We start from the raw sequence: 16,199 nt of genomic DNA on the forward strand, positions 1-16,199 counted from the left end.
TTCGAACCGATTATCGATATGGAAATGTGGAAAACGATACTGCCGTTTACCACATTACCACATCGCGACTTCAATAAAAGTATGATGTTTCTATTGGTAGCTTCTTTACACTTTCCTCTTGACTTGTATCATAGCAGGGGGAATCAAGGGAGAGGATTCTGTCAAATCCTAATAAATGTTTACATAGTAATAGAAACAATTTTCTTTTTCCCCCCTTAATAAGGGGGGTAGGGGGGATTAACCTTTCGGTTGATCACCTTAGCTTACTTAACGACATACCTGTTATACAATTTTCTCGATGAGATTACCTCATATACATTCATATAACCATTTACCCAGAAGGAGCAACACACATGAATCACAGGATGAAATCACTTGTACTTGTTTTAGGAACCATGGCCATCCTGGCCCTGATTTCCGCTGTACCCTGTCTGGCTCAGCTCAAGTTTGGTTATGTTAAGCCGGACTATATCCTCAGCAAATATGAGCCGTTCCAGGAAGCCATGAAACAGCTTGATGCCTATGAAAAAACGGAGACGGCCAAACTTCAACAGAGAGCTGAAGCATTCCAGAAAAAAGTGGAAGCCGCCCAAAAGGGCTTTGCGCTCATGAAAGAGGACCAACAGAAAATTACAAGCGATAATCTTGAAAGAGAAAGAAATGACCTTGAAAAGTCTTCTGAGGACCTGTATAACCGCGATATAGGTCTTCTGGCCAAAAAACATGCTGAACTCGCTCAGCCGATTTTTGACCGCCTGAACAGAGTTCTTGACCGTGTGGGCAAAGAAGAGAAATACGATTTCATTTTCGATGCGGGGAAAGGTTCTCTTCTTTTCGCCGACCAGAAATTTGACATTTCCGACCATATATTTGATGAGTTGAAGAAGGAACCGGTCACTTCTCCCAGCAATACGAAAAAAGAACCGGCTATCCCGAAAAAACCTTCTAGTACACCGAAATAAAATACCTTCATGAACAGCTACATACTTGAACTCAAGGCACGGTTTGTGGACGAAGAGGGACCATACCCGGTTCTCGATTTCTTTGCGGTTTCCGGTTCCTGCGGAACCTGCGGGCTTGTTTTGAATGATATGGAGGAACTGAAACTCGCCGGCATGAGATCGCTCTATGACCGCTCGGAAGACCTCGATTCCTGGTTCAAAGGGCATGGCTATGAATCCACCGGGGAACAAGAGATGTAGAGGGTATACGTATCCTCATAACTGCCCGGGATTCAGATTTTACCGAAGGATATCATGAAAATGAAACGGAGAGATTTTTTTGAAAAAGGTCTTATTGCAGGCACCGCCGCCGCTTCTGTTTCATGTCAAAAAACGGCAGACAGCGCGCCTTTGAAACGGAAGAAGGCGCTGATGTATCCCGGCACACAGGCTTTCAGAGATTCCGATGCCGAATTAGAATTCCTGGTGCGCCACGGAATAACGAATAAAGTCGGGTACCCTGCGATTTCCCCTAAAAGCCGCGCCTGGCAACTTGAAGATATGGAAAAGTTGATAGAACAGAATGATAAGCATGACGTCAGAGTTGACATGGTGCCTCTGCCCATCGACCAGATGAACGCCGAGGGCGGCCAGGCCCCTGATTACATGCTCTGTACATGCGAGAGGGGTGACAGGGAGATCGACCTTATTTGTGATATGATCAGGACGACCGCCAAAGCTGGCATACCTGCAATCAAATACTACTTGTGTGAAAGCCCCAATCAGCGAACCGAGAGTGTGCCTCTCGGGCGCGGCGGGCTGAGATACAGTACGTGGGATCTGGAAAAGGCGAAGGACAGACCGCCGTTCAAAACACCGGTCAGCGCCGATGAGAACTGGGAACGCATTACCTATTTCCTTAAGAGGGTGATACCGGTTGCGACTGAATACAAGATTCGGATGGCCTGCCATCCCTGCGATCCCTGGCTGCCGCCCGGCTATCGTGGTGTTGACAGGGTGCTGGGAGGCTTTGAGGGTTTTAAACGCCTCATAGAGATATGCCCGAGTCCTTACCACGGATTGAATTTATGTCTGGGATGTATGGCCGAGAGTGTCGAAGACCCCGCGAAAGAAGTCCCGGAAATCATCCGTTATTTCGGTCAGCGGAAGAAATTATTCCTCATCCATTACCGCAACATCATCGGGAAGCGCAATAAGTTCCAGGAAGTTTTCCAGGACAACGGGGTCATGAACATGCACCGGATCATGCAGGTCATGAAAGAGATCGAGTACCCCTACATGTTCGTGGAAGATCATGAACCCAGCCATCCGGACGATCCCGGAAGCCGTCAGTCGGCAGCCTTCCAATGGGGCTATATGATTGCCATGCTTCAGGCGGTAAATGATGAAGGGTAGATGGGCGAAGGGCTTATAATCAAATCATTTATTTCATCAGTAACATTTTTTTCATAATGCTTTGATTCCCCATAGTAAGCAGCGAAATATATACTCCCGAAGACACCGATCTGCCCGAATCATCTCTTCCATCCCAGAGTACTGTGCATTTCCCCGCTGAAACTTGCATAGAAAGAAGTCTTCGCACAATACGTCCCATAATGTCGTATACGTCCAATGTCACGTTGCCGGGCGAGGGAAGGATGAATTCAATAGTCGTTGAGGGATTAAAGGGATTAGGGTAGATTCCGGTTATCGCCGCTGCTTTCGGGGGAACATTTCCGGAAGAAACAATTGTCGGGGTCTCCTCAGACTCGCGGAAGCTTACCGCGCCGATATTTTTTGAACCGAGCCATTTCACTCCATCGTTGTCGATTGCGATAGATAGATACCCGCCGTTGCCGGACCATTGGGAGTTGTATGTTTTCCATGATATGCCATCAAAGGAATAGACAGCCGAATCCGTCTCGTCGACAATCCATTTTACATTATCCCGGTCGACCGCGATACCGGTAACCGCGCTCCAAACCGGCATAACTCCGGGAGTGTACGACCAGGCCTTCCAGACCCTGCCGTCAAAGCAAGACAAACCACGGTCAGAGTTCACAACTGTTCCCGTGCCCAACCATACAATATTGTTTTTGTCTACTGCAATTGTTCGTACATGATCCCCTGAAAGGCCGTCCGAGGAGGTGAAATGTCTCCATGTTTTCCCATCGAAAGAAAGCACCCCATACCCGTTTGAGCCGAACCATTTCACATTCCCCTGATCCACCGCAAGAGAATTGATAGGGTTACCCCCCATGCTTTTGATAACTTCGTTATACGACGTCCACCGTAAACCGTCAAATGAACACGCCCCCTGATCCGTGCCGAACCAGAGAATCCCGTCATCGTCCTCGGCGGCGGCATAAACTGCTCCTCCCGGCAAACCATCGGCGGTCGTGTAGTTTTTCCACAATGCGCCATCAAGACAGGAGACTCCCGTATTTGTACAGAACCAACTACGGTTTTGGCTGTCAACCATGATGGAATTCCCAGCCTGTGTAATCGGGCCTTCAGGGTACTTTTTCCATGATGTTCCGTCAAAAGAGGATAATGAGTTTTCATTCGATGTGGCGAACCATTTTACATTATTTTTGTCAACCACCACTGAATTGACCACATTCCCGCCAATTCCCGGCAGGGTAATCGTTTTCCATGTTGTTCCGTCAAAGCTGGTCAGGCCGTTCTTGTCGGTATATTCCCCCTGCGCCCCGGTCGATAGCCAGATGACTCCTTTCTCATCCGCGAGCACCGTACGCACTGTTGTGTAACCGTCCATCACATCACCCGGAATACCGCTGTTGCTCCTGTCGTAGAGTTTCCAGGCGGCGCCGTCGAATGAGATCAGCCCTCTGTCCGAACCAAACCATTTCACTTCCCTTGGATCGATTGTCAATCCTGTAAGAGAAAGCGGGGGTATATCTTTCCCCAAAGGATAGGTCTTCCATACCGTGCCGTCAAATGAATTCAAAGAACGGGCAGAGGACACCCAGAGGGTTCCCTTCTCATCCAGCGCAAGCGCATTGACATAGTCAGATGCAAGAACTCTGAAATAGTCAGAAGAAAACTCGCTTTTAACATCCCGGTAAATAGTCCATTTTGTCCCGTTATAACTCCACAACCCTGCGCCGTTTGTTCCATACCAGACAATGTTGTTCCGGTCAACCACTACTCCCGAAGTTGCACAGTTAACAAATCCTTCCGGTGTACGGTACTGTGTCCAGGTTGATCCGTCGAATTTCAAAGCCCCATTACCAGATGTGAACCATTGGACTCCGTTTTTGTCAACGGCGAAAATATTAGATCTTGGGAGGTCTGTAAAGGTTGTCCAGGTTTTTCCATCGAAACGAATCCACTCGCCGCTCTGAGTCCCGAACCATTTCGAATCATTCGGATCGATGGATACAGATGTAAACCATGTAGAAGGCTAGTATACATGATAGGTTCCATCCACACGGTTCCATTCTACAATTCCGGTTCTTGTCGTCCACCAGAGCGTATCTCCTTCTCGCGCCAAGGCGTTGATGTCATTTACATTGGAATAGACGTGCCATTCATCGGCAGCGGCGGGAAGAGAGAAACAGAGCAGCAAGACGAACGTGGTGCAAAAAGGTTTCATGGCGTACTCCTTTCAAATTACGTTTAAGAGATGCTGAAACAAGTTCAGCATGACCAGTTCTGAAAAGGTTTCACAGCGCTTGTCACCCCGAACTTGTTTCGGGGTCTAAGATATGAGGAGAACAGCTTATTTACCAGGATTTAAATGCGTGATGAATACTGTAATATTTAATTGCAATAGACGTGCCAATAGTTCTATTTTACTGTTAATGAATAACTTACCATTATCATAATATTAACCCTTTTCCGGAAATCTGTCCGTTATCGGACAGCAACCGTACGATTCCGTACAGTTGTAGAATTGAACCATCGGTTTGTGTTCGATATCGCGCAGAGCATTGTCATTCCACAAAATCAGTTGACAGTTAACCTCTTTGTTTCTATATTGTTGACATGGACACATCCGATACATCCTCTCCAGAACCGGGTAGTCCCGGCCTACACATTTCCTGCAAAAGGCAGTTTTCTGTACTCACCGACCAGGCATTATTTTTTCCTAAATGTATTTCCCATTTTCTGGCAGGGAAGAATTATCCCCGACAAGGAGGATTTCTATGAGACTGTATCTGGACACCGCCAACCTCGAAGAGATAAAAGAGGCTGTGTCATGGAATATCATCGATGGTGTTACTACCAATCCGTCCCTGATCAAAAAAGCGATTCTCAAGCTCCGGGAATCCGATATCAAAGTGGATATAGAGAGCTATATCAAAAAGATACTGGCGGCGGTGGGGCGAATGTGTCCGGTTTCCCTGGAGGTTGCCGACCTGACTGCCGATGAGATGATTGAGCAGGGGATGCTTCTCTTTGAAAAATTCAATCAGGTGGCGGGGAATGTGGTCATAAAGATTCCCGTGTGCACGGTGAATTCGGAAGGGAAAGGCCAGCTTTTTGACGGTCTCGTTGCAATCCAGGCCCTCTCTGATGAAAAAATCCCTGTGAATGCCACACTGATTTTCACCCCGGAACAGGCTTTTCTTGCGGCAAAGGCCGGCGCAGACTATGTCAGCCCTTTCGTTGGCCGTGTCGATGACCGCATTCGCGGCAAGGCAGGCATTCATTTTGAAAAGACCGATTATTTTCCTGCCGCCGGAATGCACAATACAAGCGGCCCGGAAAATGTCATTACCGACCAGGGTCTCGTGAGCGGCGTCGACCTGGTGGCAAGAATTGTGGATATTTTTGATCAGTACGAGATACCGTGCGAGATTATCGCAGCAAGTATCCGCAACTCCATCCAGGTACGGGAAGTCGCTGAAACCGGAGCGGATATTGTTTCCATGCCTTTCGACATTCTCAAATCCATGATCACACATCCCGGGACCGCCGCCGGAATCGATGGATTCACCAGCGATCTGGTAGATGAGTACATGGCCCTCTTCTCCCCGCGGAAGGAGGGAGAGGTAAGGTAATGTAGTGCAGAGTGGCAAAGAGACAGAGTAAAAGATACGTTTCTTTACCAAACTATACAGATGATCCGGGAAAAAGTATTTTTTACATTATTTTCTGTTTTTTTCAACATCACCCCCTGTCCCCCTCTCCTAGTCATGAGAGGGGGCAACTCATTGTTATCTATGTATTTAACCCTCTCCTGGATAGGAGAGGGTGGCCGAAGGCCGGGTGAGGTTTTCGTCAATTCAGAGAGCTTTTTAATACTTTTTGCCGGATCATCTTATCATAAACTGATAGAAGGAACCTTACCCGATCATGAGAAGCAGATTGCCTTTAAAGTTATTTTCGAAAGCGGTATTTACCTGTCCCGATCTCGCCTACACCCTGCTCCGTGGTTTGGCCCGCAAGCATCTCGGTATCGCCCTGGATTACCATAAAGGCACCGGCAAGGCTCTGAAAACCCCCCGTCAGATAAGCCTCCGGATCACCAACGCCTGCAATCACCGGTGCGCTGTCTGCGGACAGTACGGCCGTCAGGGCTACATGAAGGATAAAAGCCACAGAGATCTCCTCAAAACTCTCCCCCTGGAAACTTACAAAGAGCTCGTGGACCAGGTGGCCGATGATAAGCCGATTTTTTATATAACCGGCGGTGAGCCTTTTCTTTATCCGGGATTCATGGAGCTGATGAATTACATAAAGCAAAAGGGGTGCGTTCTCTCGGTGGTGACCAACGGGGTTCTCCTGGAAAAAAATGCCGAAGAGATAGTTAAGAATAAATGGGATATGATACTGGTCTCTTTCGACGGCCCCAGGGATATACACGATCAATGCCGCAACTATCCCGGCGCTTACGATACATCGGTGAACGGGCTTTTGAAATTGAACGAGATGAAGAAGAAATACGGAAGCGTCAAACCATTTGTGCTGACATCCACCACGATTTCACGGGTCAACGCCCCCGTGCTGGATCAGACATTCGAGATCGGCGCCCGTCTCGATCCGGATTTGATGGTGGTGTATCTCTCCTGGTTCACCTCGGAAGCCATCGGCAAAGCGCACACGAAAATTCTGGAAGAAAACCTGGGGATAACCCCATTCACCTGGAAATCCTATGCTAATGAGTTCAGCGAAGAGGATTCACTTCTCTTCCGGAAAGCGATTCAGGACATTAAAAAAAGGGAGTGGCCGTTCCCTTTCCTTATCATTCCCGCTCTGAATGACCGGGATATCGCGCGGTACTATACCGAAACATCCGAGATGTTCGGGTATGACAAATGCGCGGCGCCATTCCTGATGATCGATGTCATGCCGAACGGCGATGTAACCACCTGCCGTGATTTTATCGATGTGAAAGTAGGCAACATCACCGAAAAAACCCTCCTGGAGATATGGAACGACGAGCCGTTCGTGCGGTTCAGGAAGCTGCTTATCGACCGGGGAGGTCTTCTGCCGCAGTGTTCGCGGTGCTGTGGATTGATGGGATTTTAAAAGACAGGAGTCAGGAGACAGAAAGAAGATGATCCGGCAAAAAGTGCTACAAAGTCTTCAGTTCTGTTGAAACCTCACCCGGCCTTTGGCCACCCTCTCCTAGTCAGGAGAGGGTAAAGACATTGCCCGCAGTGAGTTACCTCCTCTCCTGACTAGGAGAGGGGGACAGGGGGTGAGGTTTTAAAAAAGCTGAGTAGAATATTAAATTTCCTTTTTCCCCGGATCATCAAAGAAGAAAGGTGAAAAGATATTCTCTCGCAAAGTCAGACTTTGATTTTCGGTCCCTTTACTTTTGATTCGATCCGCAGAATTTCATCACGGAGGCGGGCGGCCTCCTCGAACTGGAGCTTGTCGGCGGCGGTTTTCATCCGTTTCTTCAGCGCGACAAGCGCCTCCTCGGCGTCCATGAGATCAAGGATATTGATCTGGTCGCGCTCGATCTTCTGCTCCCTCCCCAGACCATCGGCAACAATAGTAGTTTTAAGGATGTCCTCGATACTCTTCTTTATCGATTCAGGTGTAATGCCGTGCGCCTCGTTATGGGCTTTCTGAATGGAGCGTCTCCGGTTGGTTTCCTCGATGGTACGGCGCATGGCTTCGGTCATGGTATCGGCATAGAAAATAACCATTCCGTTCAGGTGACGCGCTGCTCTTCCAGCGGTCTGAACCAGCGAGCGCTCATTGCGGAGGAATCCCTGTTTGTCGGCATCCAGGATGGCTACCAGCGATACCTCGGGCAGGTCGAGCCCCTCACGGAGCAGGTTGACCCCCACCAGTACATCGAACTCCTGCAGCCGAAGGCCGCGGAGGATTTCCACCCGTTCCAGGGCTTGTATCTCCGAGTGGAGATACCGCACATTGACCCCCATATTCACGAGGTAATCGGTCAGGTCTTCGCTCATTTTCTTGGTCAGCGTTGTCACCAGCACCCTTTCGTTCAATTCGACCCGCTTGCGGATTTCGTTCAGCAGATCATCCACCTGATTTACCGCAGGCTTGACTACGATTTTCGGATCGATAAGGCCTGTGGGACGAATGATCTGTTCCACCACGATCCCCTCAGATTTTTCAAGTTCGTAATCGGTGGGTGTGGCAGAGACGAATATGATCTGGTTGATCGATTTATCGAATTCACTGAAATTAAGAGGACGGTTGTCCAGCGCGGAAGGAAGCCGGAAGCCATATTCCACCAGGGTTTCCTTACGAGAGCGGTCGCCGTTGTACATGCCCCGCACCTGGGGAAGGGTCGCATGGGACTCATCCACGATCATCAGGTAGTCGTCCGGGAAGTAATCGAGGAGAACCCAGGGTTTTTCGCCGGGCTGGCGTCCGGTTAGATAACGTGAATAATTCTCTATGCCGGAGCAATACCCCAGCTCGTTAAGCATCTCCATGTCGTAGCGGGTGCGCTGGGCAATGCGCTGGGCCTCCACAAGCTTGTTCTGGCTTTCGAGCTCGTGGACGCGGTTTTCGAGGTCGATCATGATCTCGTTGATGGCTTTTTCGATGCTGGGACGGGTGGTCACAAAATGCTTGGCAGGATAGATTGCCGCCTTGTTCTTGATATCCACCACCTTTCCGGTTACTTTGTTTACCTCGGAGATGCCTTCGATAGTGTCGCCGAAGAATTCTATGCGGATCACCCGGTCATCATAGGCGGGCATGATCTCGAGGACATCCCCCCGCACCCTGAAGTTAGCCCGCTCCAGCCCGAAATCATTCCGCAGGTAATGAATATCCACCAGCCTCCGTATGACCTCGTCACGGTCGACATGGTCGCCTACCTCGAGAATGACATGCAGCCGCTCATACTCCTGAGGCGAGCCGAGCCCGTAGATGCAGGAAACGCTTGCGACGATGATGACATCCCGTCGCTCCAGAAGGGAACTGGTGGCGCGGAGCCTCAGGCGGTCGATCTCCTCGTTGATATCGGCGTCTTTTTCTATGTAGGTGTCGGTCGAAGGGACGTAGGCTTCCGGCTGGTAGTAATCGTAATACGAAATGAAGAACTCGACGGCGTTTTCGGGGAAAAGGGCCTTAAATTCGCCATAGAGCTGCGCCACGAGGGTCTTGTTGTGGGAGAGAACCAGCACAGGCTTGTTGATCCGCTCGATCACATTCGCCACTGTATAGGTTTTGCCGGATCCGGTGACTCCGAGAAGGGTCTGGTATTTCCTCCCGGAAAGAAGACCCTGGACGAGAGAATCGATTGCCTTTCCCTGGTCTCCTCTCGGTTTGAATTCACTGATTAATTTGAATCTGTTCATTTAAATGTTTCGGTGGTTTCGGGCTGCCCGATTATCCTGGCTGCTCCGGCTTCCTTGATGGTGACGGTATAAAAGTCTTGCACCGGCAGTCTTGATTTGTGCTGGCCGTTGTCGGTCGCTTCTATATAATACTGGATTCCGGCGGTTGTTACCTGGTCGGCGGGAATCTCGGCTACAGAGGAATCCGATTCGGGATTCATGGTAATCGGCTGGTAGTCGGTTGCACCGGGTTTGCGATAAAACAATATCACGCTGACCACCTGGCCGTCATCGGTCACCTTGGCCGAGATGAGCAGGTTTTTACCCGGTTCGCCGGTTTTCACCGTTGTGTGGACAATAGTGGGGGGTGTATAGAGAGTATATCCGAGATAATCGGCAGGGTAAACCTGGTTTACATACCATTGGCCCTGACCGCCGCAGCCGGGAGCCGATTTACGGTATTCATACACCCGGTTGATGTCCTTGCGGGCATATACATAAACCTGATACTGGTAGGGTCCCGATCCGCCTGACTGCACCAGATCAGGCTCCCCCAGCTGCGCTTTGGTAGCTTCACGCATGTCCGATTCATTGGAACAGGAAAAAAGGAGAATAATACCTGTAACTAGAACGTACATTCTTATAAACGGCAGTCTACCGGAAAAACCTTTCATAGCAGCCTCACCTCTATACGATGGAGAAAAATTATACAATTAACAGCGAAGAGTAAATATGTGTTTTCTGGAGTATAATAGATGCCGAAACAAGTTCGGCATGACCGTGTCACCCTGAACTTGTTGCCTCTTCGAGGGAACGATAAAACCGTTTCAGGGTCTAAACGATTATCGTTTAGAACTGGCGACGGTGTTTAGTACCTTGCCTTGACTCCCGCAAACACGCCGATTCCCGGGATTCTGTATTCGTCGGTCCACCAGGCGCCTCCTGAATTCAAAAGGTTTTTAATATCTACATACCCTTTGACAGACTTTCCCCAAATCTCGCGCTCGGCGCCGATATCTATGGTCAGAAATCCCTTGGCAGTGTCTAAAGACCCCTTTTCCACGTAATGCGTTCCCGTAAACCGCATTGTGCCGTAAAGAAGCCAGTGAGAACCAGGGATAACATAGCCGTTGGCCGCAGCTTCAACAAGAGGAATATACGGCACTTTCCCGGAAAAGTTCCAGGATACCCTTTTTACCGTAAGATCCCCGTCGGCGCCCCAGAATTTTTCATGATCGTACAAAGCGCTTACCTTCACTCCGGTGAGGGTAACCCTGGCGTCCGGTATCACTTCGAAAAAGTTTCCCTTGCGGCTGAATACCGGGGCATGATCGCTCTTTCGAGTAAACAACCGGGCGGTGGTTCGGATACCATGCCTCAAGGTACGGCCGTATTCGGCAGTGACAGTATATTTCCGGTCCTCGAATAAGAGTGGAATGCCATAGGTCAAAAGTCCGTTGGCGTCGTAAAGATCGCCGAACGTATGCCTTATCACCGCGCGCTTCAGGGTAAATGCGGCAAAAGAAGACGGCGAAATGGCCCATTCAGCGCTCACATCCGGGCAAAACCGTACTCTGGCGCCGTCGCCGGGCATTGAAGATACATGGAAACCGGCGCCTCCCTTTACACTCAGCTCATCCATGGGGAGCCAGACTCCATCAGCGCCGAACTCAAACAGGGAGCCGGTTCTTCCGCCAAACCGAAAAACTCCTGCTGATGAATGCCCGGCCACTGAAACTTCGTCAATATCCCCGGAGAGCGAGGCTTCGCCGGAAAGGGAGAGTTCATGAGCCTGGTCATGGGTCTCGAAATCATGGTAGCTTCCTCCTCCCAGTCTGACCCGCCCTTCCATATCCCAGGCGCCCCAGTGCGAAGGTTTGATACCCACCCCGACAGAATAGCTTTCCCTCCGGCGGTCGCGGAACCGGAAATGATTTCCCAGAATATCATCGGCCTCACGGGTAAGCTGTATTTCCCCTGCCAGCTTACCGAGAGAAATGTTCCGGTATCCGAATGCCTCTATATTCTGTACAAGTGGAGCAAGGTTTGCCGGTGTGTTCAGCTTCTGAGTCCGTGAGTGGAGTCTGATAGTTCCGGCCTGGTCCTTGTCATCATAAGAGGCCGAAGCTGTCATGTTCAAAGGAGAATCAGAGCCGAAAAAACCGTTGAATGAGGCAAAAAAACCCTTTCTCAAAGCGAACGCCTCGCTTCGTACCAGCGGCTTTTCGCTTTCCCTGAGACTCGGCGATGATTCAAATGTGCGGATTTCTGGCGGAAGCGCGAGCGGCTCGGCCACGAACTCCACGGTGGAAAGGCGCTCGCCGGTTATGGTGAAGGAACTGGAATCGACGGGAGCGTCCTGCCTGTTCGGAAACTGCCGGCCAGAAATTTCCTGTTGTCCCGTTGACGAAAGAGGCGCGGCGCAGAGGAAGCTCAGGATGCAGAAGCATGCTTTCAGAGCGGTGTATGTTTTTTTAAACGAGGAAACACGCATTGGTATTCTCATAGTTAAAAATACTGTCTGAACCATGATTCGCATAATAATATGAGGCTTTTGCAAAAGTCGTTTTATACATAATAAAGAAAACGAGTTTTTTACTACAGCCCCCTATCCCTCGGTCCCTTGCCGCTTCGCGGGAACGATGAAACCGTTTACCCCCTGAAGGGGGCAAGGGAAGTCGTTGCTACTCGGTAGTTGCTGCTTCGCAGGCACGGTAAAGCTGTGTCCTGCCCCCTTCGGGGGAAGGATGTCCGAAGGACAGGAAGGGGGCTGATTTATTTTATCATTTTATCTCGTCCAGGAGCTTTTGCGCCTGACGGCCGAAATCGTCTTTAGGATTGGTATCCAGAATAAGTTTGAGGGTTTCTACTGCTTCATCATTTTTCCCCAGATTCACCTGGCATTGAGCCAGAAGGAGCCGGGAACGCGCGGTCCATTCCCCGTATTTCTGGTAGCTCGCAGATACTTTCTGCAGTTCAGCGGCCGCTCTTTCATACTTTCCGCCGGTGATATAGCATTCCCCGATGATATAGTGCGCCCGCGCCGCCTGCTCGTCCTTCCGGTGTTCGATAACCGCTCCGGCAAGCCTGAGCGCCTCTTCGACGTCATCGTCGCTCAGAGCTTCTTCAGCCAGCTCAAGCCGGGCTTCATCGGCTGCGGATTCGTTGGGGCGGCGGCTGATAAGGTCATTGTAAATCCTGTTTGCGGCCTCGGTTTTCCCCGATTTGAAAAGTGCGTATCCCTTTTTGAAGACAGCCTCAAGGCCGATCTGATCTTCATTGCGGCTGCCCGCAACCTGGTCGTAATATTGAGCCGCCTGATCATACTGCCCCGCGCTCATTTTCATATCTCCCAGTTTCAGAGTGGCTAACGCGCCATATTCATGGGCAGGATAATGAGCGCTCACATTTTCAAATTCCGCAGCCGCCCTGGTGGAATCCCCCTTTTCCAGGGAAGCAAGCCCGGCCATGTAGGCAGCATTGGGAATGCATTCGCTCTGGGGATACTCGACCGGAAGCCGCTGGTAGACTGTGATGGCGTCATCGTATTTCTTCAGGTTGAAAAGAAGATCCCCTTTTCTCAGGAGCATGACGTCAGCAAGCTTTCCTCCCGGCCTTTTGGCCAGGTAATCATCCGCCAGGGCTATGGCACGGTCAGTCAGTCCCTTGGACAGGTAGGTTTCCATCATACCGAAAATGACTTCGCTCACCCAAAGGGAGCGGGGGTACTCCGCAAGGAGCCGATTACGGGCTTCCTCCGCTTTTTCTGAGTCGCCCATCCGGAAATAGCAGTATCCTATGCGATACAGCGCTTCGTCGGCCTGACCGGAAGGTTTCACCACCGTTTTGAAAACATCGATTGCTTCAGGATACTTTTCCCGGTTCAAAAGACACATGCCCTTCATTATCTTCGCTTCATCGACCAGCCCGGAGCTGGGAAATTGGATGATACAGCGGTCTGCGGCATCCCCGGCCTTGATGTACTCGCCCATGCGGAAATACGCCTGGGCGACCTGGAGCGCCGCCCGGTCGGCGAACGGGACGCGGGGATACCTGCTGAGAGTGCGTTGATAGGCTTCGGCGGCCTGGGAAAACCGGCCGGCTGCAAAATAACAGTCTCCGATTCGGTAGGAAGCATCCGGAGTGAAACTCGAAAGCGGATAGCGCTCAGCAAGCTGAGAGAAGGCATCTCCGGCCCGGGTGTAGTCTCCCGACCGGAATGACGCCCACCCGATACCATAAAGAGCCTGAGCGGTTTTGGTACTCTGCGGATACAGTTCGAACACTTTTAGATAGGTTTGTTTCGAGTCTTCATAGCTGCCGAGCCTGTACCGTATCTCCCCTAAAAGAAGGATGGCTTCAGGAGCAAGCGTGTGTTCGGGGAAATTCCGAATGAAAAGCTCGGCGTTTTTCTCCGCCTCGGTAAAACGGTTCAGGCTGAACTCACTGAACGCCCGCTGATAGAGCGCCACCGGGTAGGAAGCATCCTGCTTATAAGACTGGGTAACCTCGGTGAAAGCGATGAGGGCCGACTGGTAATCTTTATGCGCCAAAACGCACTGACCATACATGGTAAGCGCTTCGGGCTTCAACTCGCTCTTCGGATATCCGGTGATCAGACGCTGGAAGAATTCTGCGGCTTCCTCGAACCGTTTGCTGTCATAAGAGAGCATACCCAGCGCATAAAGGGCTTTGACCGCAAACGCACCTGCGGGAAAGCTCTTGGCGACCTCCCGGAAAGCTTCTCCGGCCCCGGTGATGTTCCCGGCAAGCTTCCGGATGAGCCCGAGGCGATACAACGCCGAATCCAGGTTTTCACCCTGGGGAAATTTTCCTATGACGGTCTGTAAAACTTTCGCCGCCTCGTCGTACCGTTTCTCCTGGTAGTATGTCCAGCCCAGCGCTTCAAGGGCATCCGAGGCAAGCGGCTCGTTTGGAAATTGTTCATATACGATCTGGTAGTTCTTGCGGGCAATGGCGTAATTCCCCAATTGGAAATTCGCCTCCCCCAGGAGATAATATCCTTTTACCACCATAGTTTTATCGTACACCATGTTAATTACATCGGTCATCAGGATGACAGCATTTTTATAGTCGCCGAGACGGAAATAGGCTTCACCCATTCTGAACCGGCAGATGTTTTTCAATGTGCTGTATGGATAGAGTTTGAAAACCTGACCAAATGCATCTATGGCTCCCCCATAATCACCCGTTTCGTAGAGAATCAGTCCCATACTGTACAAGGCCCAATCCGCCACAGTGCTCTGTGGATAGTCCGCCGCCACTTTTCGATAAGTTTTTGCCGCCTCCGTATATTCTTTCAAAGCATACCGTGATTCGCCGATATTATAGAGCGCTTCGGAGGCAAGTTCACCGGCGGGAAATCCGGCAATCATCCGCTCGAAAGCAACGATTCCTTCTTTATATTCCTTGAGCTGGAAATAGGCCTTTCCTGCAAGAAAGAGGATTTTTTCCACAATGGGAGCGGAAGGATGCTCTTTCAGAAGGCTTTTGGCGATTTCGATGGTTTTGGGGAACTGTTTCTGGTAAAAATATGACCCGGCCAGGAAATACTGTGCGGATACTGCATTCGGAGAAGAAGGATAGGTATCGATGAACCGCTCCAGTTCTTTCGCTGCCATGTCGTACATTTCCCCGGAGTACAATTCGCGGGCATACTGGTAGTCCCTTTCTTCTTCAGTATCTCGATTTTGAGCAGAAACTTGAAATACTGCGGGGAAAAACAAAGTCAGAAATATTCCGGCCTGCACTACTCGTATGAGATGATGCCGCATGTTCTTCTTCAACTCCGTATGAAGGAAAAATGAACCATTACAACATACGAGATAGCCCGGATAAAGTCAATGTTTTTGACTTTGTCACCCTGTTTCTTTGCCTCTTTGTCACTTTCTTTATAGTTGATATAGGAGAGCTAATGCACTATATTAGCCCGTGTTGCACTTGGAAGTTGAAACCGCGCAGGACAACAAACCATCTTTACGAGTAAAATAAGTTTCCTTTATGACAAATCGCTCAATTTAGGTTAGACTGTCATCTCCCGGAGAGCGTACTATCCTTTCCGGGTAATATGTGTGGAGGTTACATTGCGGAGATGTATTAAATACTGTGCAATGATTGTGTTTCTGGTCGGGCTTGCGCTTCTCTCATTTGCGAGTCCATCTGCAGCTAAGGTTGCGGTTGTAGATACTACATGGACTACATGGCCGAACACAGTGTATTACTTTTTTGGTAGAAATAGAGTTAGCGGCAATACCGCGCAAAAGTTGGGACCGAATGCCCCTTATACCGATGTTAAGATTCACATCACAGCCGTGGATAAATATACTCTTTATGTCAACGGCAAGCTGAGAGGCTCGGATGACAAGTGGCAGACAGTGGAGACATATTCTATTTCCGGCACAAGTATTTCAGATTTATATATTGCGATAAAGGTGGATAATCTCGCTAAGGGTAATGGAAACGGGCTCATGGTGGATATTGAAGCCGGCCC

General features: G+C 50.0%; 12 protein-coding genes. 6 read left to right on the plus strand and 6 right to left on the minus strand.

The genetic code is table 11. The features are described 5' to 3' along the window. Positions 1-353: 353 nt before the first annotated feature. Genes Q8O92_13335 through Q8O92_13345 form a run of 3 tightly spaced genes read left to right on the plus strand, consistent with a single transcriptional unit; the run spans position 354 to position 2,357 of the window. Positions 354-962, plus strand: coding sequence for an OmpH family outer membrane protein (locus Q8O92_13335; protein ID MDP2984297.1), 609 nt, complete (start codon positions 354-356; stop codon positions 960-962). Between the two features lie 9 nt (positions 963-971). After that, on the plus strand, positions 972-1,202 hold the full coding sequence (locus Q8O92_13340; protein ID MDP2984298.1) for a hypothetical protein: 231 nt from the start codon (positions 972-974) through the stop codon (positions 1,200-1,202). A gap of 60 nt (positions 1,203-1,262) precedes the next feature. Next, positions 1,263-2,357 (plus strand): mannonate dehydratase, encoded by a 1,095-nt coding sequence (locus tag Q8O92_13345; protein MDP2984299.1) that lies wholly within the window; start codon positions 1,263-1,265, stop codon positions 2,355-2,357. A 28-nt stretch (positions 2,358-2,385) separates the two neighbouring features. Here Q8O92_13345 and Q8O92_13350 read toward each other — a convergent pair whose 3' ends face one another. Together Q8O92_13350 and Q8O92_13355 are read right to left on the minus strand one after the other, a co-directional pair. Beyond that, positions 2,386-4,185: a two-component regulator propeller domain-containing protein gene (locus Q8O92_13350; GenBank protein ID MDP2984300.1), complete on the minus strand. Its 1,800-nt coding sequence runs from the start codon at positions 4,183-4,185 to the stop codon at positions 2,386-2,388. A 183-nt stretch (positions 4,186-4,368) separates the two neighbouring features. Next, entirely contained in the window at positions 4,369-4,560 is a 192-nt protein-coding gene (locus Q8O92_13355; GenBank protein ID MDP2984301.1) for a hypothetical protein, read from the minus strand. Positions 4,561-5,113: 553 nt separating this feature from the next. Here Q8O92_13355 and Q8O92_13360 point away from each other — a divergent pair. Both Q8O92_13360 and Q8O92_13365 read left to right on the plus strand, forming a co-directional pair. After that, complete coding sequence (locus Q8O92_13360; GenBank protein MDP2984302.1) at positions 5,114-5,971, plus strand: transaldolase family protein; 858 nt, start codon at positions 5,114-5,116, stop codon at positions 5,969-5,971. A gap of 295 nt (positions 5,972-6,266) precedes the next feature. After that, on the plus strand, positions 6,267-7,442 hold the full coding sequence (locus Q8O92_13365) for a radical SAM protein (protein MDP2984303.1): 1,176 nt from the start codon (positions 6,267-6,269) through the stop codon (positions 7,440-7,442). A gap of 263 nt (positions 7,443-7,705) precedes the next feature. Here Q8O92_13365 and uvrB read toward each other — a convergent pair whose 3' ends face one another. The 4 genes from uvrB to Q8O92_13385 all read right to left on the minus strand — a co-directional run bounded on the left by uvrB (position 7,706) and on the right by Q8O92_13385 (position 15,483). Beyond that, positions 7,706-9,709 carry an excinuclease ABC subunit UvrB gene (gene uvrB, locus Q8O92_13370; protein MDP2984304.1) on the minus strand — a complete coding sequence of 668 codons (2,004 nt, stop codon included), beginning with the start codon at positions 9,707-9,709 and terminating at the stop codon, positions 7,706-7,708. Then, positions 9,706-10,362, minus strand: coding sequence for a hypothetical protein (locus Q8O92_13375; protein ID MDP2984305.1), 657 nt, complete (start codon positions 10,360-10,362; stop codon positions 9,706-9,708). The genes uvrB and Q8O92_13375 overlap by 4 nt, the downstream gene beginning before the upstream one ends. A 194-nt stretch (positions 10,363-10,556) precedes the next feature. Further along, on the minus strand, positions 10,557-12,182 hold the full coding sequence (locus tag Q8O92_13380; protein ID MDP2984306.1) for a hypothetical protein: 1,626 nt from the start codon (positions 12,180-12,182) through the stop codon (positions 10,557-10,559). A gap of 289 nt (positions 12,183-12,471) precedes the next feature. Beyond that, positions 12,472-15,483 (minus strand): tetratricopeptide repeat protein, encoded by a 3,012-nt coding sequence (locus Q8O92_13385; GenBank protein MDP2984307.1) that lies wholly within the window; start codon positions 15,481-15,483, stop codon positions 12,472-12,474. 309 nt (positions 15,484-15,792) lie between these two features. Between Q8O92_13385 and Q8O92_13390 the strand changes: the two genes are divergently transcribed. Further along, on the plus strand, positions 15,793-16,199 hold a 407-nt coding region (locus Q8O92_13390; protein ID MDP2984308.1), incomplete at its 3' end, for a hypothetical protein.

The sequence above is a fragment of the Candidatus Latescibacter sp. genome (assembly GCA_030692375.1).
Taxonomy (GTDB): domain Bacteria; phylum Latescibacterota; class Latescibacteria; order Latescibacterales; family Latescibacteraceae; genus JAUYCD01.